This is a genomic window from Deltaproteobacteria bacterium (assembly GCA_035063765.1).
GTDB lineage: Bacteria > Myxococcota_A > UBA9160 > UBA9160 > PR03 > CAADGG01.
Window position 1 is genome coordinate 56,610 of sequence record JAPSFT010000009.1, and the last position, 18,128, is coordinate 74,737.

Consider the following 18,128-nt stretch of genomic DNA (forward strand, 5'->3'; position numbering starts at 1 on the left):
GCCGAGAGAGGCCGATGGCGGAAGCGAAGACGAGACGCATCGACACGCTGGCGATCCACGCCGGCCAGGCGCCGGACCCGACGACCGGCTCCCTCGCGGTGCCCATCCACCAGACGACGAGCTTCGTCTTCGAGGACGCCGAGCACGCGGCAGACCTCTTCGCGTTGCGGCGCTTCGGGAACATCTACACCCGGCTCACGAACCCGACGACGGCGGTCCTGGAAGAGCGCCTCGCGGCGATGCACGGCGCCACCGGCGCGACGGCGACCTCCTCCGGCATGGCGGCCATCTTCTACGCCGTCGCGACGATCACGAAGGCCGGCCAGAACATCGTCGCCGGCTCGAACCTCTACGGCGGCACGCTCACCCTCTTCCAGCACACGCTCCCTCGCTTCGGCATCGAGGTGCGGGTCGTGGACACCCAGGACCTCGACGCCGTGCGCGCCGCGATCGACGCGGAGACCCGGCTCGTCTTCACCGAGTCGGTCGGCAACCCGCGCGGCAACGTCGACGACTTCGAGGCGCTGGCCCGGGTCGCCCACGAGGCCGGCATCCCCTTCGTCGTGGACAACACCTTCACGCCGCCGCCGCTCTTCGATCCCTTCGCCCACGGGGCGGACATCGCCGTGTACGCGCTCACGAAGATGATCGGGGGGCATGGCACCTCGATCGGCGGGATCGTCATCGAGAAGGGCGACTTCGACTGGAAGCGTAGCGGACGGTTTCCGGAGATCTGCGAGCCCGACCCGAGCTACCACGGCGTGAACTTCTGGGAGGCCTTCGGCAATCACCCGAAGGCCGTGGCGCCGGGGCTGGCCTTCGCCCTGAAGATCCGGACCGGCCTGCTGCGGAACACCGGCGCCTGCCTCTCGCCCTTCAACGCGCAGCAGATCCTGCTCGGCATCGAGACGCTCCCGCTCCGGGCGCGCCGCCACGCCGAGAGCGCCCAGGTGGTCGCGCGGCACCTCGAACAGCATCCGCTGGTCGAGTGGGTGCACTTCGCGGCGCTTCCCTCGCACCCGGATCACGCCCGCTGCAAGAAGTACATGCCGCTCGGGCCGGGAGCGGTCTTCGGCTTCGGGATCCAGGGCGGGGCCGAGGCCGGCAGGCGGTTCATCGGGGCCGTGAAGCTGGCCTATCACCTCGCGAACGTCCTCGACGCCAAGACGCTCGTGATCCACCCCGCCTCGACGACGCACCAGCAGCTCTCCGAGGAGGAGCAGCGCGCGGCGGGCATCACGCCCGACCTCGTGCGCCTGTCCGTCGGCCTCGAGGACGTGGAGGACATCCTCGCAGATCTCGACCAGGCGCTCGCCGCCAGCCAGTCCGGATGCCGCTGATCATCCAGAACGACCTGCCCGCGACGAAGATCCTCGACGCGGAGGGGATCTTCGTCATCCCGCGGAGCGAGGCGGTCCGCCAGGACATCCGGGCGCTCCAGGTGGCGCTCGTGAACCTGATGCCGACGAAGGTCGAAACCGAGACGCAGATCGCGAGGCTCCTCGCCAACTCGCCGCTCCAGGTCGAGCTCACGCTCGTCACGATGGACTCCCATCGGGCCGTGAACACCTCCGAGGAGCACCTGCTCCAGTTCTACCAGACCTTCGATCGCGTGCGGGATCGGCGCTTCGACGGGCTGATCGTCACGGGGGCGCCCGTGGAGCGCCTGCCCTTCGAGGAGGTCGACTACTGGCCCGAGCTCGTCTCGCTCTTCGAATGGAGCGGCTCGCAGGTGCACGCCTCGCTCTTCATCTGCTGGGGCGCGCAAGCGGCGCTCCATCACTTCCACGGGATCCCGAAGTATCCCCTCGTCGCGAAGCACTCCGGGGTCTACAAGCACCGGCTCGTCACCCCGTACGCGCCGGTCGTCCGTGGCATCGACGACGAGTTCTACGTGCCCGTGAGCCGCTTCACCGAGGTGCGCAAGGAGGACGTCACGAAGATCGGCGCGCTCGAGATCCTCGCCGAGTCGCCGGGGACGGGGCTCTACCTCGTGCACGATCGGGACCACCGGAGGCTCTACTCCTTCAATCACGCCGAGTACGATCCCGATACGCTGGCCCGCGAGTACCGGCGCGATCTCGAGAAGGGCCTGCGGCCGTCGGTCCCGTGCAACTACTACCCGGACGACGACCCGGCCCAGCCCCCGGTGGTCCGCTGGCGCTCGCACGCCTGGGCGCTCTTCGCGAACTGGCTCAACTACGAGGTGTACCAGGGCTTCTCGCCCCTGTGACGAGCGGGTTCCCGCCCGGGGCTCGGCGCCGCCGCGTGAGGGTCCGCGTGCAGGACGCCGTTGCTCGCGAGGATCGAGCGCCCGCTGGCGCGCGCGGGGCCACCGGCGCCCGCCGATCGCCAGCCGGCTACCGCGCCTCGCCGGCGGCCGGCGGCCGCGTCTGCGAGGGGGCGGGCTCGAGCCGTTCGAGGCGCTGGCGCAGCAGCGCGACCTCCTGGGCGAGATCGCGGATGTGGACGGCCGACTGCGAGATGCGCACGGCGTAGTTGAGGCAGATCGCGACCAGGAAGAGCTGTCCGAGCATGAAGAGCGTGGCGCTGATGGTCCAGGCGCCGAGCAGGCGCGAGAGCCAGCGCAGCACGTCGAGGTCCACGCCGACGACCAGCGTCGCGAGCGCCACCGCCATCCAGATCGGCGTGTACTCCGCACGCAGGGTGCGCCGGCGGACGAGCCACAGCACGCCGGCGGCGAGCGAAAGCCCGAAGACGAGCGCCACCGCCTGGGCGGCGCCCGACTCGGGAGCGTGGAGGAAGAGCTCCCGCAGGTCGGCCAGGCGTTCGGCCTCGGTCATCGCGATCCCCTCATCGACGCGACTCCGTCCAGAGCGAGAGCAGCATCTTGTAGGCGTAGTAGAAGTCGCGCGTTCCGCCGTGCAGCGTCGAGCTGCGCGGGCTCTCGTACATCTTCACCGGCACCTCGTGGATCCGGATGCCGCGGCGGACCGCTGCCACGAGCACGTCGACGTCCGGGTAGTCGGGCGGGAAGAAGGGCTCGCAGTAGAGCGCGATCACCCGGCCGTTCAGCGCCTGGAAGCCCGAGGTGGGATCGCTCACCTCGACCCCGGCGAAGCGAGCGAGCGCCGAGAGGAGCCGGCGCCCGAAGCTGCGCAGCGGCCCCATCCGGTAGTCGGACGGCGCGACGAAGCGCGAGCCGATCGCGAGGTCGCACGCGCCGCCCGTGACCAGGGCAGCGAGGCGCGGGATCTCCGCGGGGTCGTGCTGGCCGTCGGCGTCGAGCTGGACGACGAGGTCGGCGCCCCGCCGGCGCGCGTACTTGTAGAGCGTCTGCAGGGCGGCGCCGTAGCCGAGGTTGAAGGGATGGCGGAGCACCGTGGCGCCGTGGTGCGCAGCGACGTCCCCGGTGCCGTCCCGCGAGCCGTCGTCGACGACGACGATCTCCGCCGAGGGCATCGCCGCGACGACGGAGCGGAGTACGCCGGGCAGCCGGGCGGCCTCGTTGTAGGCGGGCAGGCCGACGATCACGGGCCGGCGGAACGCCACGCCACCGTCAGGTAGCGGTTCGTGAAGCCGAAGCGCAGCGTGGCGGCGGCCCTGCGCAACGCCGCCCGCGGGTGGTGCAGGTAGTAGCGGAGCAGGTCCGGCCGCAGGTCCGCCATGCGCTGCTCCGTGCGGCCGAGCGCGGCGAAGAGCCGGTAGGGCTGGACCTGGGGGAGCGAGGCGACCTCGCGCAGGCCGAGGCCCGCGAACAGGCGGCGGAACGAGGCGGCGGTGAAGTCGTGCAGGTGGTGCAGGTTCACGTCCGCCGACGGCGTCGTCGGCGCCGACGCCACGAGGACGCCGCCCGGCCGGAGCAGGCTCGCGAGGTGCGCCACGAGGCGCCCGGGCTCGGGCACGTGCTCGATCGTCTCGAGCGAGACGATCGTGTCGAAGCCGGCCGCGTCCCGGAAGGTGAGCCCGTCGCAGGCGCGGTACTCGACGCCCTCGCGCCCGTAGTGGTCGCGGGCGTAGGCGACGGCCTCGGGCGAGAGGTCGACGCCGAGGGCGCTCTCGACGCCGGCCGCGTCGTCGGCCACGAGGCGCGTGCCGTAGCCGACCCCGCAGGCGAGGTCGAGGAGACGTCCGGGGCGGGCGCAGCGCGCCGCGAAGCGGTAGCGCTCCAGGTGCAGCTCGAGCGTCTGCCGGCCCGTGACGTCCCGGCCGTCGAGCTCCGAGGGCACCAGGCGCTCGAGCGTGCTGGCATCGACGGGCATGGCGGCGATGCTAGCCCGGATTCCGCGCCGGGCCGCTCGCGCGGACCCGGAACAGGTGCACGTTCCCGACGGAGCCGAGCGGCTCGAAGCCGGACATCTCTTCGAAACGCCGCCGGCTTGCCTCGCCGCCCTGCACCAGGACGTGTGTCACCCCGAGCGCCCGGAGTCCGGGCCCGCCCGGGTCGAGCCGCAGCGCGAGGACGTCCCGGGAGACGAGGCGGAAGGGCGGGCCCGCGACCCGCCTCGCCACCAGGTTCACGTGGGCGTAGCGGTTGTAGATCTCCTGCGCGGCGGCGGAGGGGTCGATCCGGCGCCAGAGCTCGAGCTGGGGCACGGGGTGCACGCCGCTGATCGACCGGACGCCCAGGATCCGGAACAGGTTCCCGATCTCGTCGGGCCCGAAGGAGGCCCAGACGCTGCGGCCACCCTCGGCGCGGTCGATCGCGAGGATGCGCTGCGAGACCTCGTTCTCGACCAGCCAGCGCGTGCCGCCGACGGTGAGGGGGTGGAACCAGATCGCGCCGGCGAGCGAAGCCGCGGCCAGGATCGCCAGCGGCCAGCGGGGCCGGCGCGCCACCAGCACGAGCCACGCGAGCCCGCCGTTCGCCACGACGAGGGCCCCCAGCAAGAGGGGCGGGGCGCCCGGGAGATCGCGAGCCAGCTCGAGCGCCGCCGCGCCGAGCAAGGCGCTCCAGCCCGCGGCGAGCCCGACCCCGAGCCCCAGCCTCCGCTCCTCCGCTCGCAGCGGCTCCGCGCGCGCGAGCCAGCGGACGACCAGCAGCGTATCGGCGAGCCCGATGCCGATCACGGCGCGCGGGCCGGGCACCAGCGAGAGCCCCGTGGCCCGCGCCACGAGGGCCGGCGCGCCGATCACCGTGAAGGCGCCGAGCAGCCAGAGGTAGACGAGCAGCGCCGCGGCGACCGGGTCGACCCGCTCGCCGCGTGCCCAGCGGACCAGCCAGAGCACGGCGGGGACGGGTGCCAGGAGCCAGAACGAAGCAGCCTCGCAGATGTTGTGCAGCGGCCCCCAGCCCTCCGCCCACCAGGCGGCGGCGAGATTCGCGGTCGTGAGCTGCGCGAGCGTCCGTCCCCCTCCGGTCGAGACCCGGGCGCCGGGATAGGCGGTCTGCCGCATGGTCTCGATCGACTCGCGCGCCGCGAGGTAGAGGCCCGCCACCGCCGCGAGCACGACCAGGGCCGCCGCGATCGCCGCCAACAGGCGCAGCCCCGGGTGGCGTCGCCACGGAGCCTCGCCACGCAGCTCGAGGGCGCGCCCCACGAGCAGCGCCACGACCAGCCAGGCGAGGGTCACCTGGTACGGGGGATAGGTCGCCAGGGCGAAGCAGGCTCCTGCGAAGCCGAGGCCGGCGCCGCTCGCGACGATTCCGGCCCGGCTTTGCGCGCGCAGCAGCGAGGCGGCCGCCAGGAACACGCCGCCGCCGGCGGCCGCGATCGTCGCGGACTGGAAGTACGACCAGAGCTGGAAGAAGGGCGCTGCGGTGACGGCGAGTGCGCCGATCCCGGCCAGGTCGGCGCGCCCGGCCGACACCACGAAGAGTACGCCGTACCACACCGCGAACAGCCCGAGAACGCGCGACCACCAGAGCCATGCCACCCCGACGTCGCCGCCCAGGAAGAAGCCCCAGACGGTCGGCCGGAAGGCGACGAGCGGGTGCGCCACGGGCAGCTCGAAGGGCACGAGGGCGCTCTGGCCGAGGGCGATCGACTCGTTCACGAGCGGGAACGGCGGATCGTGCGCGCGCTGAGCGAGCGCGAGCGGCAGGTGCACCTTCCAGTCGTCCGAGCGGATCGACCGGGGCGCCCCGAGCAGCACCTCGCCCGGCTCGCTGCCGTCGATCACCTGGTGCCACATCGCGAGCGAGAAGCCATGCACGCGCAGGCCGACCAGCAGCGCGAAGACGAGCAGCACGCCGGCCGGCACGGCCCAGGGCGAGCGCCTCATCGCGTGCCGGGCGCCCGGGCCGGAGCGCTGCCGCCGGCGGTCGGCCAGGCGGCGAAGGCCGCGACCGCGTTGCCCGTGCCGACGCCGGCCTGCTCGATCCGATCGATCCGCCAGGGGGAGCCCGGCGCGCTGCGGACCAGGAAGAAGCGCTGCTCGAAGGGCGCGCCCTCCGGCGCGGTGAGCGGGAGCGAGACCTCCGCCCGGTCCGCGTCCACCTCCACCGAGGCCGCCCCGGCGCCGAGCCGGCCCGCGAGTCGGAGGACCGGCCCGCCCGTCTGCACGGCGAGCCAGCCGAGCAGGCGGTCCTCCGGGCGGACGTCGCGTGCCTCGCCCGCCGTGGCCGCGGTGCCCACCCCGAGGCCGTGCTGCTCGTGGGCGGCCGGGGTGAGGAGCGGCAGCGTGCGGAGCGGGTCGCGGCCGAGCGCCCGGAGGTAGGCGTAGACGGTCGCCTGCGGGCTCCCTTCCGGGGCGGCCGGGAGCGCGGCGGCGGGAGCTTCCGGGCGCGGCGCCTCCCACCAGCCCCAACGCGTGGCCCATCCCGCGGCGAGCGCGTAGGCGAGCAGGGCCGCGCGTGCGGCGGCGCGCGCGCCGCCGGGCAGCGAGGCGGTCCCGAGCGCGAGCAGGAGCGCGAAGGGCAGGAGCGCCGGCAGCAGGTAGCTCGCCTTCACCGCCGAGTAGTAGGGCAGCAGCCAGCTCTGCACGACGAAGCCGGCGAGCAGCAGCGCCGCGAACAGGAACCACGGCGCGGTCGGGCCGAGCCGGTGGCGCCGGCGCCATGCAGCGCGGGCGCCGAGGCACCCGATGGCGGTCGGCAGCAGGCCCCCGATCGCGAGCAGCGCCGCCACGCGCGCCACCCGGGGATCCTTCGCCGGCAGCAGCCGGCCATGGCCGTCGGCCCAGGTGCTGGCGTAGAGGAGCCCCGGCACGGAGGTCACCATGCCCGGCGCATCGTGGAACGGGGCGACGAGGGCCGAGCGCGGGACCCGGAGGTAGTGGGCGAGCGAGCGGAAGCCGGGTGGCTGCCCCGACATCGCCGCCCGCATCGCCTCGGAGTGCGCGTACCCGCTCAGGGGGGCGAGGAGCGAGCCGCCGTGCGCCAGGAGGCGGCCGTAATGGGCCCCGAGCAGCAGCACCGCGACCAGCGCCGAGAGGGCGAGCGGGCGCAGCGCCCGCGCGGGGGAGCGGCGCCCCCGCCAGGCCAGCCAGAGCCAGCTCACACCGACGGCGACGAGGCCGGTGCTCTTGGCGAGCGCTGCCAGGGCGGCGAGCCCGACCGTCCCCATCGCGTGTCGGGACGCGCGAGGGTCCTCGCTGGCAGGCGTCCGGGCGAGCGCGGCGAGGGCGAGGGTCGTGAAGAGCACGCAGGTGGTCTCGTTGCCGAGCATGCTCGTCGGGAGCGCGAAGACGGCGGAGCCCGCGACGAGCGCGATGGCGACCGCCGCGTCGGCGCGCGGCACGAAGCGGGCCAGGGCGCGAGAGGCGACCACGAGCGCCGCGAAGCCCGCCGCCGCCGACAGCAGGCGGAGCCCCGCGTGGACCGGCACCGCTGCCGGCAGGAGGGACCAGAGCGCCGCGCCCGCGGCATGGAAGAGCGGGGGGTGGAAGCCCGACCAGGTGGCGGGATCCGGAAGCCGGCCCTGGTACAGGCGGAAGACGTTGAGCGCGTGGCCGGCGCCGTCGAAGTCGTGGAGCGGGGGGAAGGCGAAGGCATTGTGGACCCGGGCCGCCGCGGCGGCGGCGACCACGACGAGGGAGGCCGCCTGCCAGCGCCGCGCACCGCCGCCGGCCGGGGCTCGATCGGGCCCCGCAGGGTCGGGCGCGGAGTCCGAGGCGGCGTCGTCCATGGGGCCGCCGAGGGTACACGCCCGGCAGACCGTGTCGCAGGTGGGGAGGGGGGCGTCTCCACCCCAGGTGGCCGGGGCGGCTCGCGCTTCGGGACGCCCCGGTCCGTAGCGCCGAGGGTCGCACCGCGCCCGCGCCGAAGGCCGGGAGGGCGCGCCGGTGCGCCCGCGGTCGGGTGCACACCCCGATCACCGATCGCGAGACGAGCGAGGCTCACGGCGTGATCGGGCGAGGTCGCGGTGACCGGCGGAGACGCCGGCTGCCGAGGAGGGCCACGAGGGCGGCGCAGGATCGAGCCCACCCCACCGGCTCCGGCACGGTGATCGAATCGCCGAGGACGATGTCGCCGGCTGAACGTCCCACGTAGACCTGGTACTGGCCGGGGGCGACCTTCCACGCCTGCGTCGCGTCGTCCCAGATTCCCAGGGGATGGTTCGCCGCTGCCGGGTCGATCACGATCTGCACGCTCTCCACCTGTCCTGGGTCCAGCCACACCTTCTCGAAGCCGACCAGACGCTTCGGCGGCTCGCCCAGTCCTTCCGGCAGGCCGAGGTACACCTGCGGCACCTCGGCGCCCCGCCGGCTGCCGGTGTTCTCGACGAGGAACTCCACCGTGATCGGAGGCGTGCCGTCCGAGACCTCCGGCGTCACCTCCAGGCCCGAGATCTCGAACGTCGTGAAGGACAGGCCGTGGCCGAACGGAAAGGCGGGAGCGATCCCGTTGGCGTCGTACCAGCGATAGCCGACCTCCAGGCCTTCGCGGTACGTGACCTCGGGCTGGTTGGAGGCGTTCCTCACCCCTGGAAACACCGACGCGTCGCTCCTGGCCCAGTCGAGGAATCCCTGACCGGCCACCGGGAAGGTGACCGGCAGCCTGCCCGACGGATCGACCACACCGAACAGCAGGTCGGCCACGATGTGGCCGTCCTCCTGTCCGGGGAACCAGACCTCCAGGATGGCTGGCCCGGCTGGACCCAGCAGGGCGGGATCGATCGCGACGCCGCCGTTGTCCTTGAGCACCAGCGCGGTCTTCGCGGCCATGGGCTTCGCCGTCGTCGAGGTCGCGGCGAGGATGCCCTCGATCATCGCCACCGTCTGGCTGTCGGCCGGTGGGTTGGATGCCAGCGTCGAGATCTGGTTCGGCCTGGCCACGTACCAATCGAGGTGATCACCCATCTCCACCACCGCGTTGCCGCTCCCGTCGCTGAACGTCACGCGGTCCGCGCCTTCCTCGGCAATCGTGCCCGCCATGAGGATCACCGCATCCGCCGCGGCGGCAGCCGCCTTCGCCGCCTCCAGGTCGCTGTTGTCGTCCTCGACGGTGATCAGCGTGACCGTCGCCGACGCGTTGCCCAGCGCCGCGAGCACGTCCTCCAGCCCGTCGATCGGGGACACCGTGTAGGCGGGCACCACGTCCGAGCTGCCGCCTCCGGCGCCCATCGGCTCGCCGACCCGGGATCCGCCGGCCACCGCCTGTTGGGCGTAGACCTGCGTCGCCTTGCCGATCAGGACGACGCTCTCGAGCGTGCTGGCGTCGAAGGGCAGCACCCCGTTGGGGTCCTGGAGCAGGACTCCACCGTGTCCCCCGATCGTCCGCGCAGCGACCCCGCCCGCGGCGTAGTCGATCGGCGCCTGCACGAGCGGCTGGCGTTCGAAGATGCCCAGCTCGAACATCTTCGTGTAACGACGCAGGAGCGCCCGGTCGAGGTCGGCGACCTGGAGCTCTCCCGCTGCCAGCGCCACGTCCAGCTCGTCCGCCGTCCACGGCGCCGGCACCACCAGGAGCGGCGTCGGAACGGGCATGTGGTGGTCGAGCCCGGCGAGCATCGCGGGTGCCGTGCTGCGGACGGCAAAGAAATCCGATTGCACGTAGCCGGCGAAGCCCCACCGGTCGCGCAGGACATCGGTCAGCAGCTCCCGGTTCTCACAGGCCTGGAACCCGTTCACGAAGTTGTAGGCGCACATCACCGCGGCGACGTCGCCATCCCGGACCGACATCTCGAACGGCAACAGGTAGAGCTCGTGCAGGACCCGCGCGCCGACGGTGGTCTGGAGCTCGAACATCCGGTTCGTCTCCTGCTCGTTGCCCGCGAAGTGCTTGGCCATCGCGATGACGCCGTGGGCCTGGACCGCCTCGATCTCCGCGACCGCCATCGTGCCCGCCAGGAAGGGATCCTCGCCGAAGTACTCGAAGTTGCGCCCCAGGACGGGGGTGCGCGCGAGGTTCATGCCCGGCGCTTCGAGGACGTGGAGCGCGAGGTCGTTGGCTTCGCTGGCGACCACGTCGCCGAAGAGGCCGGCGACGGCGGGATCGAACGACGCCGCGACCGCCGGGGCCGACGGCAGCGCGGTCGCCATCGCCGACGAGGGATCGCTGAAGGCCCCGATGCCCGTGACCGACGGGTCGACGCAGTCGTTCTGGCCGATGCCGACGGGCCCGTTGGTGATGCGCAGGGTCGGGATGGCCAGCGACGCGATCCCGCGCACGTGCCGCGCGCCCATGCAATCGGGAAGCTCGGGGACGAGCTCGGGGGCGCTGCCGGCGAGCTGCTGCTGCTTCTCCTCGAGCGTCATGGCGCCGACCAGCAGCGCGGCCCGCGTCTCGGGCGCGAGCGCGGGATCCATCCACGGGAGCGGCTCGGCGCCGGCTCCCGGCGCCAGCAGCACCGCCGCGATGGCCACGATGGCCGTCCGACTCCTCGCCACGCGGTCCCTCCCGCGGATCCCGATGGCCCGCTTCGAGCCGGAACAGGTCTTCGGATGCCTCGCGACCGAAGGTAGCGCCCGGGCGCCGGCGGCCGGACTCGAGCCAGGCGATCGAGAGGCAGACCGGGCGCGGTCCGCGGCCCGTGGCCGTCAGGGCTCGCCGATCCGCTTGCAGTCGAGCCGGATCGGCGCCTTCGCCGCCACGGCCGAGGCGGTGATCGCGGTCATCGGTGGCTTGGTGGTGGCGCTCGTGGGCGCAGCGGCGCGGCACCGCCGCGCTGGCAGCGCTCGCCGCGATCGGGGCGCGGCGCCGCCGAACCCGCTGCCACTCCCGGTGAGCGCGAGGCATCGGCGCGCCGCCTGGCAGACGGATCCCGGCGCTGCGCCCTGCTCCGCGGGGCTCGCGACGGCTCAGCGCAGCAGCGCCACGAGCTCGTCGTGGAGGAGCGCGTTGCTCGCGAGGATCTCGCGTCCGCTCGCGGGGGCCGCGCCCCCCGCCAGATCGCTCACCCGGCCGCCGGCCTCCTCGACGATCAGGAGGCCAGCCGCGACGTCCCAGGGATGGAGCTTCAGCTCCCAGTAGCCGTCGAAGCGGCCGCAGGCGACGTAGCAGAGGTCGAGGGCGGCGCTGCCGTCGCGGCGCACGCCGCCGGCGCGCTTCACGGCACGCACGACCCGGTCGAGGTTGTCGTCGGCGGAGTCGTGGACGTCGTAGGCGAAGCCCGTCGCGAGCAGGGCCCGGCCGACACCGGTGGCCTTCGAGACCTCGATCGGCTGGCCGTTGCGGCGCGCGCCGCCGCCGCGCACGGCCTCGAAGAGCTCGTCGCGCAGCGCGTCGTAGACGACGCCCACGTGGCGCCGGCCGTCGTGCTCGACCCCGATCGAGACGCAGAAGCAGGGATAGCCGTGCGCGAAGTTCACCGTGCCGTCGAGGGGGTCGACGACCCAGCGCCAGCGCGCGCCGGTGTCGGCGTGGGCACCGCCCTCCTCGGCGAGGATGTCGTCACCCGGGCGCTCGCGGCGCAGCGCGCCGACGATCAGCGCCTCGCAGGCGCGGTCCACCTCGGTGACGAGGTCGATCGGGCGGCTCTTGCTCGCCACCTCGAGCACGGTCTCGTAGCGGGCACGCTGGATCGCGCCGGCCTCGCGCGCGAGCCGGACGGCGAGCGCGTGGACCGCGCCCGTCTCGGCGTCGATCGCGCTCACGCGGGCCCCGGCGGCGCGGGCAGCCGGAACAGCCGGCGCGCGTTGGCGCTGCTGGCGCGCGCCACCTCCTCGACCGGGATCCCGCGCGCCCGGGCGATCGCGGCCCCCACGTGCGCGACGTGGGCCGGCTCGTTGCGCCGTCCCCGGTGCGGGACCGGTGCGAGCAGGGGACAGTCGGTCTCGACCAGGATCCGATCGAGCGGCAGCGCCGCGGCCACCGCCCGCAGGTCGTCGGCGTTGCGGAAGGTGACGATGCCCGAGAACGAGATCTCGAGCCGTGCGTCGAGCGCGCGGCGCGCGAAGGCGAGCGAGCCCGTGTAGCAGTGGAGCACGCCGGCCACCTCGCCGCGGCCCTCGGCGCGCCAGACGTCGAGCAGCTCCTCCCAGGCGGCGGGATCGTCGCCGCGGACGTGGATCGAGACGGGCAGGTCGCGCGCGCGCGCCCAGGCCACGTGCTCGGCGAAGACCGCGCGCTGCACGGGGCGGGGCGAGTGGTCGTAGTGGTGGTCGAGGCCGCACTCGCCCACCGCCACCACGCGCGGGCGCTCGAGCCAGGCGGCGATGCGCGCGCGGCCTTCGTCGTCGAGGGCCTGGGCGTCGTGCGGGTGGACGCCGACGGCGGCCCACACGTCGGGCTCGCTCGCCGCAAGGGCGACCGCGGCTTCGTTGGCGTCGATCCCCCAGCCCGCGCCGATGGCCAGGAAGCCCGACACACCGGCGTCGCGGGCCCGCTCGAGCACCGCCGTGCGGTCGGCCCCGAACTCGGGGGCCGTCAGGTGCGCGTGGCTGTCGATCCACACGCCCGCTCAGGCCTCCGCTACGAGCTCGACGCGGGGGAAGAGCGGGGCGCCCTTGCGCACCGGCGTGCCGGCCACGACGGCGCCGTCCGCGCCGGCGCCGACGCGCGCGGCGATCTCGGCCGCGGCGGCGGGCAGGAAGGGCGCCAGCAGCGCGGAGAGCCGCCCGAGCGCCAGACAGGCGTGGTGCAGCGTCGTGCGCGCCTGCGGCAGCGTGGCCGGGTCCCGGGCGCCCTTCCACGGCGCGCGCGCATCGACGTAGCGGTTGACCGCGCTCGCGTACTCCTGGATCGCCGCGAGCGCGAGGTGCGGCTGGACGGCCTCGAGCGCCGCGTCGACCCGCACCCGCGCCGCATCGGCCCCCGCCACGACCGCCAGGTCCGCGTCGCCCGCCGGCCCGGCCTCGGGCAGCACCCCGCCGCAGAGCTTCTCGACGAGGTTGAGCGCGCGGCTCACCAGGTTGCCGAGGTTGTTGGCGAGGTCGGCGTTCACGCGCTCGACGAGCGCCTCCTCCGAGAACCCCGCGTCGAGGCCGAAGCTCATCTCGCGGAGCAGGAACCAGCGGAAGGGCTCGAAGCCGTAGCGCTCGCGCATCGCGAGCGGCGAGACCATGTTGCCGAGGCTCTTCGACACCTTGCGGTCGTCGACGTTCCAGTAGCCGTGCACGTGCAGGCGCCGGTAGGGTGCGAGGCCGATCGCGCGCAGCATGATCGGCCAGAAGATCGCATGCGGCTTCAGGATGTCCTTGCCGATCAGGTGCTCGGCGGCAGCCCAGCGCGCCGTGAAGGCGGGCGGCTGCGCGTCGGCCGGTCGCGTGCCGTCGAAGCCGGCCCCGGTCAGGTAGGAGAGGAGGGCGTCGAACCAGACGTAGCAGACGTGGTCGCGGTCGAAGGGCAGCTCGACGCCCCAGTCGAGACGGGTCTTCGGGCGCGAGATCGAGAGGTCGCCGAGGCCCGACTCGTCGCGCAGCATCGCGAGCGCCTCGTTGCGGTAGCGCTCGGGGCGGATGAGCTCGGGGTTGCGCTCGATCTGCTCGCGCAGCCAGGCGAACTCGCGGCTCATCCGGAAGAAGTAGTTGACCTCGCGGCGGCGCTCGGGGACGCGCTCGTGGTCGCGGCAGCGGCCGTCCTCCAGGTCGCGCTCGGTCAGGAAGCGTTCGCAGCCGACGCAGTAGAGGCCTTCGTACTCGCGCTGCTCGATCCAGCCCGCGTCGTGGACGCGCTGGAGCACGGCCTGGACGTTGCGGACGTGGGCCGGCTCGGTGGTGCGGACGAAGCGGGAGGGCGCGATGTCGAGCTCGGACCAGGTACGCTGGAAGGCCTCCGAGACGCCCGCCGTGAACACGGCCGGCGACACCCCGCGCGCCCGCGCGGCCTCCACCATCTTCTCGCCGTGCTCGTCGGTTCCCGACACCGAGAATGCGTCGTCTCCACGCTGGCGGCGCCAGCGCACCAGCACGTCGGCCACCACGGTCGTGTAGGTGTGGCCGATGTGAGGCGCGGCGTTCGCGTAGTAGATCGGCGTGGTGACGAAGACCGTCCGGCCGCTCATCGCAGCGCCCCGTGCAGCGCGAGCAGCGCGCGTTCCGCCACCATCTGCGGGTTCGCGTTGCGCTGCGCGAGCGACTGGCGGCAGGCCTGGAGCTCGGCGAAGGCCGCGAGCTCGCGCTCGAGGTCGCCCGCGCCGGCGCGCGCGGCCACCCGCTCGCGCAGCCAGAGCGACGCGGTGTGGAGGAGCCCGGTGACGGCCTGCGCCGCCTCGGCGCGGGCTCCCCGGTACTCCTCCGCCCAGTCGAGGAGCTCCGGGACGCGGAGCGCCCCGGCGCCGGCCAGGCGCTCGGCGAGGGCACGCGTCTCGGGGTCGTCGGCGAGCCGGGCGGGGGGCGTCGCGAAGGGGACGCGCTGGCAGCGCGAGCGCACGGTCGCGAGCAGGCCGCTCGCGGTGGCGGCCACCAGCACCAGCACGGTGCGGGGCGGCGGCTCCTCGAGCAGGCGCAGGAGCGCGTTCTGGGCCTCCTGGTTCAGCCACTCGGCGTCGGCGACCACCGCGGCCCGCCAGCCGTCCTCGCGGGCGGCGCGCAGCCGCAGCCGCTCCTGGAGCGCGCGCACCTGTCCGATCCGCACGCGCGTGTCGTCGGCGCCGCGCTCCACCCAGAGCAGGTCGGGATGGTCCCCGACGTGCCGGTAGAGGGGGCCCTTCCTGCCGGCGCCGTCGATCGCGATCGGCTCGCCCGCGGCCGAGCGCCGGCACGAGGCGCAGGCCTCGCAGGGGCGCTCGCGCCCAGCCGCCTCGCACGCGAGCCCGCGCACGAAGCGCAGCGCCGCCTCGCGCGGCGCGTCCCCGGGACCCGAGAGCAGGTAGGCCGAGTGCACCCGCCCCGAGGCGAGCGCACGGCGCAGCAGGTCGTCGGCAGGGGAGCGCTCCATCGGCGCGCGCAGTCTAGCGAGGGCCCGTGGTCCCGCCGCGCGGAGCCCTCAGCGGACGCCCAGCTCGCGCCCGACCCGGGCGATCGCGTCGAGCGCGCGATCGAGGTGCGCCCGCTGGTGGGTGGCCATGTAGGAGGTGCGGACCATCGCGCGGTCCTCGGGCACGCCCGGCGAGATCACGCAGTTGACGAAGACGCCCTCCTCGTGGAGTCGCCGCACCATCCGGAGCGCGCGCATGTCGTCGCCCACGATGATCGGGATCACCGGCGACTCCGAGTCGCCGGTGTCGAAGCCGAGCCCCGCGAGCTCGCGCTTCATGTAGGCGGTGACCTCCCAGAGCTGCTTGCGCCGCTCGGGCTCACGCTCGACGATCGCGAGCGCCGCGAGCGCCGCGGCGGCCGAGGCGGGCGGCAGGGCGGCGGAGAAGACCGCCGAGCGCGCCGTGTGTCGCACGTAGTCGATCACCGTCGCGTCGCCGGCCACGAAGCCGCCGATCGCCGCCAGCGACTTCGAGAAGGTTCCCATCACGAGGTCGACCTCGCCCTCGACGCCGAAGTGCTCGGCCGTGCCGCGGCCCGACGCGCCGAGGACGCCGAGGCCGTGCGCGTCGTCCACCATCAGGCGTGCGCCGAAGCGCTGCTTCAGCGCCACGATCCCGGGCAGCGGCGCGAGGTCGCCCTCCATCGAGTAGACGCCGTCCACCACGATCAGCCGGCCGCGGTCCTCGGGCACCGCCGCGAGCTTCGCCTCGAGGCTCGCCAGGTCGTTGTGCCGGAACTTGTAGAGCTTGCCGAAGCCGAGCCGGCAGCCGTCGAGGATGCAGGCGTGGTCGAGCGCGTCGAGGATCGCGACGTCGTGCCGGCCGAGCAGGCAGGAGAGCGTGCCGAGGTTCACCTGGAAGCCGGTCGAGAAGGTGACGGCGGCCTCGCGGTGCATGAAGGCGGCGAGCCGCGCCTCGAGCTCCTCGTGCAGGTCGAGCGAGCCGTTGAGCAGGCGCGAGCCCGCGCAGCCGGTGCCGTAGCGGGCGAGGGCGGCGGCCGCGGCCTCCTTCACCTCCGGGTGGTTCGTGAGGCCCAGGTAGTTGTTGGAGCCGAGCATCACGAGCCGGCGGCCGTCGGCGGTCGTGACCTCGGGGTCCTGGGCCGAGGCGAGCGGCCGGTAGTAGGAGTAGACGTCGGCCGCGCGCAGGCTGCGCGCCTGGCCGTAGTCCCGGCACTTGTCGAAGACGTCCAACCCGCGTCCCTCCCGGGGGTGGCCGCATTGTAACGAACAGCGGGGTGGGTCTCGCGCCTTCCGGGACCGTTCTCGCGCGCAGTGGCCCCCGCGGGCGAAGCCCGGCATCGTTGGGCGATGCCTTCCTCCGCCTTCCGCGACCGGCGCGCGCTCGTGACCGGGGGCTCGAGCGGGATCGGACGCGCGCTCGCGCTCGCGCTCGCGCGCGCCGGCGCGCACGTCGCGATCGTGGCGCGCCGCGAGGCGCCGCTGCGCGAGGCCGAAGGGGCGCTGCGTGCCGCCGCGCCCGGCGCCGTCCAGCGCTTCACGGCGATCGCCGCCGACGTGGCCGAGCCCGAGGCGGCGGCGCGCGCCGTCGCCGAGGCGGTGGCGGCGCTCGGCGGGCTCGACCTCGTCGTCAACAACGCGGGCGTGGCCCGTGCGCTGCGCTTCGAGGACACGCCGCCCGCCGAGTTCCAGCGCCTCGTCGCGGTGAACTACCTCGGCGCCGTCCACGTCGTGCGCGCGGCGCTGCCGCACCTCGCGGCGGGTGCGCGGATCGCCAACGTCTCGTCGCTGGCCGGCGCGCTCGCCATCTACGGCTACGCGGCCTACGCGCCGAGCAAGTTCGCGCTGACCGCCTTCTCGGAGGTGCTGCGCCAGGAGCTGCGCCCGCGCGGGATCGCGGTCTCCGTGCTCCTGCCGCCGGACACCGACACGCCGCAGCTCGCCGAGGAGAACCGCGAGAAGCCGGCCGCGACGCGCGCGCTCGCCGGCAACGTCCCGGTGCTCGCGCCCGAGGCGGTGGCCGACGCGCTGCTCGAGGGGCTCGCGAGCGGGCGGGCCGTGATCGTCCCCGGCTGGCGCGCGCGCGCCACCCTGTGGGCCGCCCGGCTCGCGCCGGGCCTCGTGCGGCGCATCATCGACCGCGAGATCGCCCGCGCCGGCGGGTAGCGGGCCCGACGGGCGGTGCCCTCAAGTGGCCCCGCGCTCCGGCCGATCCCACCCCACGTTCCAGAGGGCCCGGCGCTGCGCGCGGGCCATCCAGGGGGGGGACCGAGATGGCTCTGTTCGGGAATCGCGGCGACGAGGGGACGACCCAGGAGTCCGCCGGCCTGGCACCGGCGACGACGGCGAGCCGGCAGGCGCTCAGCGCCTTCATCGACCAGGGCTCCGAGTTCGAGGGCAAGCTCAGCTTCAAGGACACCGTCCGGATCGACGGCTGCTTCCGCGGCGAGATCGCGAGCGAGAACACGCTCGTGGTCGGCGAGAGCGGCGAGATCTTCGCGACCGTGCGCTCGCGCACGGTGGTGATCGCCGGCGCCGTGACGGGCGACGTGGTCGCCAGCGACCGCCTGGTGCTCCAGAAGAGCGCGCGCGTCGAAGGCGACGTCGAGGCCGGCTCGCTCCAGATGGAGGACGGCGCGGTGCTGAACGGCCGGATCTCGATGAAGAAGGGCTAGGCCGCGCGCAAGCCCGGCGCCCTCAGTGTGGATCCGCCGGCACCACCTGCGTGACGGCCGGCACCTCGCGCCGCAGCGTCGGCTCGATCACGAGGCGCAGCGTCGCGAGCTGCGCCGGGCAGCGCGCACACGCGCCCTGGAAGAGCAGGCTCACGGCACCCTCCTCGTCGACACCCGCCAGCTCGACGTTGCCGCCGTCGAGCACGAGCCCGGGCCGGAGCCGGTCGATCACGGCCTCCACCTGCTGGCGCATGCGCCGTACCCACTCGAGGTCGTTGCCCATGGGCTGC

The 18,128-nt window shown here is 74.3% G+C and carries 16 protein-coding genes; 4 read left to right on the top strand and 12 right to left on the bottom strand.

All coding sequences use genetic code 11. The features are described from left to right. The first annotated feature begins 14 nt into the window (after positions 1-14). Both OZ948_08910 and metA read left to right on the top strand, forming a co-directional pair. Positions 15-1,340: an O-acetylhomoserine aminocarboxypropyltransferase/cysteine synthase gene (locus tag OZ948_08910; protein MEB2344848.1), complete on the top strand. Its 1,326-nt coding sequence runs from the start codon at positions 15-17 to the stop codon at positions 1,338-1,340. Beyond that, complete coding sequence (gene metA / locus OZ948_08915) at positions 1,331-2,233, top strand: homoserine O-succinyltransferase (protein ID MEB2344849.1); 903 nt, start codon at positions 1,331-1,333, stop codon at positions 2,231-2,233. The genes OZ948_08910 and metA overlap by 10 nt, the downstream gene beginning before the upstream one ends. A gap of 127 nt (positions 2,234-2,360) precedes the next feature. Here the strand turns inward: metA and OZ948_08920 are convergent, their stop codons facing one another. The 11 genes from OZ948_08920 to OZ948_08970 form a co-directional block, all read right to left on the bottom strand. Next, positions 2,361-2,804, bottom strand: a complete 444-nt coding sequence (locus OZ948_08920; protein MEB2344850.1) for a DUF2304 domain-containing protein — start codon at positions 2,802-2,804, stop codon at positions 2,361-2,363. A gap of 10 nt (positions 2,805-2,814) precedes the next feature. Beyond that, entirely contained in the window at positions 2,815-3,513 is a 699-nt protein-coding gene (locus OZ948_08925; GenBank protein MEB2344851.1) for a glycosyltransferase family 2 protein, read from the bottom strand. Next, positions 3,492-4,223, bottom strand: a complete 732-nt coding sequence (locus tag OZ948_08930) for a class I SAM-dependent methyltransferase (GenBank protein MEB2344852.1) — start codon at positions 4,221-4,223, stop codon at positions 3,492-3,494. Before OZ948_08930 ends, OZ948_08925 begins: the two co-directional genes overlap by 22 nt. A gap of 10 nt (positions 4,224-4,233) precedes the next feature. After that, a complete protein-coding gene (locus OZ948_08935; protein MEB2344853.1) occupies positions 4,234-6,186 on the bottom strand; it encodes a hypothetical protein in 1,953 nt (650 codons plus the stop codon). Continuing rightward, entirely contained in the window at positions 6,183-8,030 is a 1,848-nt protein-coding gene (locus OZ948_08940; protein MEB2344854.1) for a hypothetical protein, read from the bottom strand. The genes OZ948_08935 and OZ948_08940 overlap by 4 nt, the downstream gene beginning before the upstream one ends. Before the next feature lie 211 nt (positions 8,031-8,241). Beyond that, positions 8,242-10,386 carry a glycoside hydrolase family 3 C-terminal domain-containing protein gene (locus OZ948_08945; protein MEB2344855.1) on the bottom strand — a complete coding sequence of 715 codons (2,145 nt, stop codon included), beginning with the start codon at positions 10,384-10,386 and terminating at the stop codon, positions 8,242-8,244. Between the two features lie 759 nt (positions 10,387-11,145). Continuing rightward, positions 11,146-11,940: an inositol monophosphatase family protein gene (locus OZ948_08950; protein MEB2344856.1), complete on the bottom strand. Its 795-nt coding sequence runs from the start codon at positions 11,938-11,940 to the stop codon at positions 11,146-11,148. Further along, the gene (locus tag OZ948_08955) at positions 11,937-12,740 is read right to left on the bottom strand and encodes a TatD family hydrolase (GenBank protein MEB2344857.1); all 804 of its coding nucleotides are present in this window, start codon (positions 12,738-12,740) and stop codon (positions 11,937-11,939) included. The genes OZ948_08950 and OZ948_08955 overlap by 4 nt, the downstream gene beginning before the upstream one ends. 6 nt (positions 12,741-12,746) lie before the next feature. Further along, the gene (metG, locus tag OZ948_08960; GenBank protein MEB2344858.1) at positions 12,747-14,288 is read right to left on the bottom strand and encodes a methionine--tRNA ligase; all 1,542 of its coding nucleotides are present in this window, start codon (positions 14,286-14,288) and stop codon (positions 12,747-12,749) included. Next, positions 14,285-15,163, bottom strand: coding sequence for a hypothetical protein (locus OZ948_08965; GenBank protein MEB2344859.1), 879 nt, complete (start codon positions 15,161-15,163; stop codon positions 14,285-14,287). Before OZ948_08965 ends, metG begins: the two co-directional genes overlap by 4 nt. A gap of 48 nt (positions 15,164-15,211) precedes the next feature. Beyond that, positions 15,212-16,396, bottom strand: coding sequence for an aminotransferase class I/II-fold pyridoxal phosphate-dependent enzyme (locus tag OZ948_08970; protein ID MEB2344860.1), 1,185 nt, complete (start codon positions 16,394-16,396; stop codon positions 15,212-15,214). Positions 16,397-16,513: 117 nt separating this feature from the next. Between OZ948_08970 and OZ948_08975 the strand changes: the two genes are divergently transcribed. Both OZ948_08975 and OZ948_08980 read left to right on the top strand, forming a co-directional pair. Then, a complete protein-coding gene (locus OZ948_08975) occupies positions 16,514-17,329 on the top strand; it encodes an SDR family NAD(P)-dependent oxidoreductase (GenBank protein MEB2344861.1) in 816 nt (271 codons plus the stop codon). Between the two features lie 107 nt (positions 17,330-17,436). Beyond that, positions 17,437-17,838, top strand: a complete 402-nt coding sequence (locus OZ948_08980; GenBank protein MEB2344862.1) for a polymer-forming cytoskeletal protein — start codon at positions 17,437-17,439, stop codon at positions 17,836-17,838. A 22-nt stretch (positions 17,839-17,860) separates the two neighbouring features. Here the strand turns inward: OZ948_08980 and OZ948_08985 are convergent, their stop codons facing one another. After that, complete coding sequence (locus OZ948_08985; GenBank protein ID MEB2344863.1) at positions 17,861-18,121, bottom strand: NifU family protein; 261 nt, start codon at positions 18,119-18,121, stop codon at positions 17,861-17,863. Between the last annotated feature and the right edge of the window lie 7 nt (positions 18,122-18,128).

What these genes read in the sequence shown, in the direction of transcription:
- OZ948_08910 (MEB2344848.1), top strand. Translation starts at nt 15, where the DNA reads ATGGCGGAAGCGAAGACGAGACGCATCGACACGCTGGCGATCCACGCC.
- metA (MEB2344849.1), top strand. Translation starts at nt 1,331, where the DNA reads ATGCCGCTGATCATCCAGAACGACCTGCCCGCGACGAAGATCCTCGAC.
- OZ948_08920 (MEB2344850.1), bottom strand. Translation starts at nt 2,804, where the DNA reads ATGACCGAGGCCGAACGCCTGGCCGACCTGCGGGAGCTCTTCCTCCAC.
- OZ948_08930 (MEB2344852.1), bottom strand. Translation starts at nt 4,223, where the DNA reads ATGCCCGTCGATGCCAGCACGCTCGAGCGCCTGGTGCCCTCGGAGCTC.
- OZ948_08935 (MEB2344853.1), bottom strand. Translation starts at nt 6,186, where the DNA reads ATGAGGCGCTCGCCCTGGGCCGTGCCGGCCGGCGTGCTGCTCGTCTTC.
- OZ948_08940 (MEB2344854.1), bottom strand. Translation starts at nt 8,030, where the DNA reads ATGGACGACGCCGCCTCGGACTCCGCGCCCGACCCTGCGGGGCCCGAT.
- OZ948_08945 (MEB2344855.1), bottom strand. Translation starts at nt 10,386, where the DNA reads ATGGCGACCGCGCTGCCGTCGGCCCCGGCGGTCGCGGCGTCGTTCGAT.
- metG (MEB2344858.1), bottom strand. Translation starts at nt 14,288, where the DNA reads ATGAGCGGCCGGACGGTCTTCGTCACCACGCCGATCTACTACGCGAAC.
- OZ948_08965 (MEB2344859.1), bottom strand. Translation starts at nt 15,163, where the DNA reads ATGGAGCGCTCCCCTGCCGACGACCTGCTGCGCCGTGCGCTCGCCTCG.
- OZ948_08975 (MEB2344861.1), top strand. Translation starts at nt 16,514, where the DNA reads ATGCCTTCCTCCGCCTTCCGCGACCGGCGCGCGCTCGTGACCGGGGGC.
- OZ948_08980 (MEB2344862.1), top strand. Translation starts at nt 17,437, where the DNA reads ATGGCTCTGTTCGGGAATCGCGGCGACGAGGGGACGACCCAGGAGTCC.
- OZ948_08985 (MEB2344863.1), bottom strand. Translation starts at nt 18,121, where the DNA reads ATGGGCAACGACCTCGAGTGGGTACGGCGCATGCGCCAGCAGGTGGAG.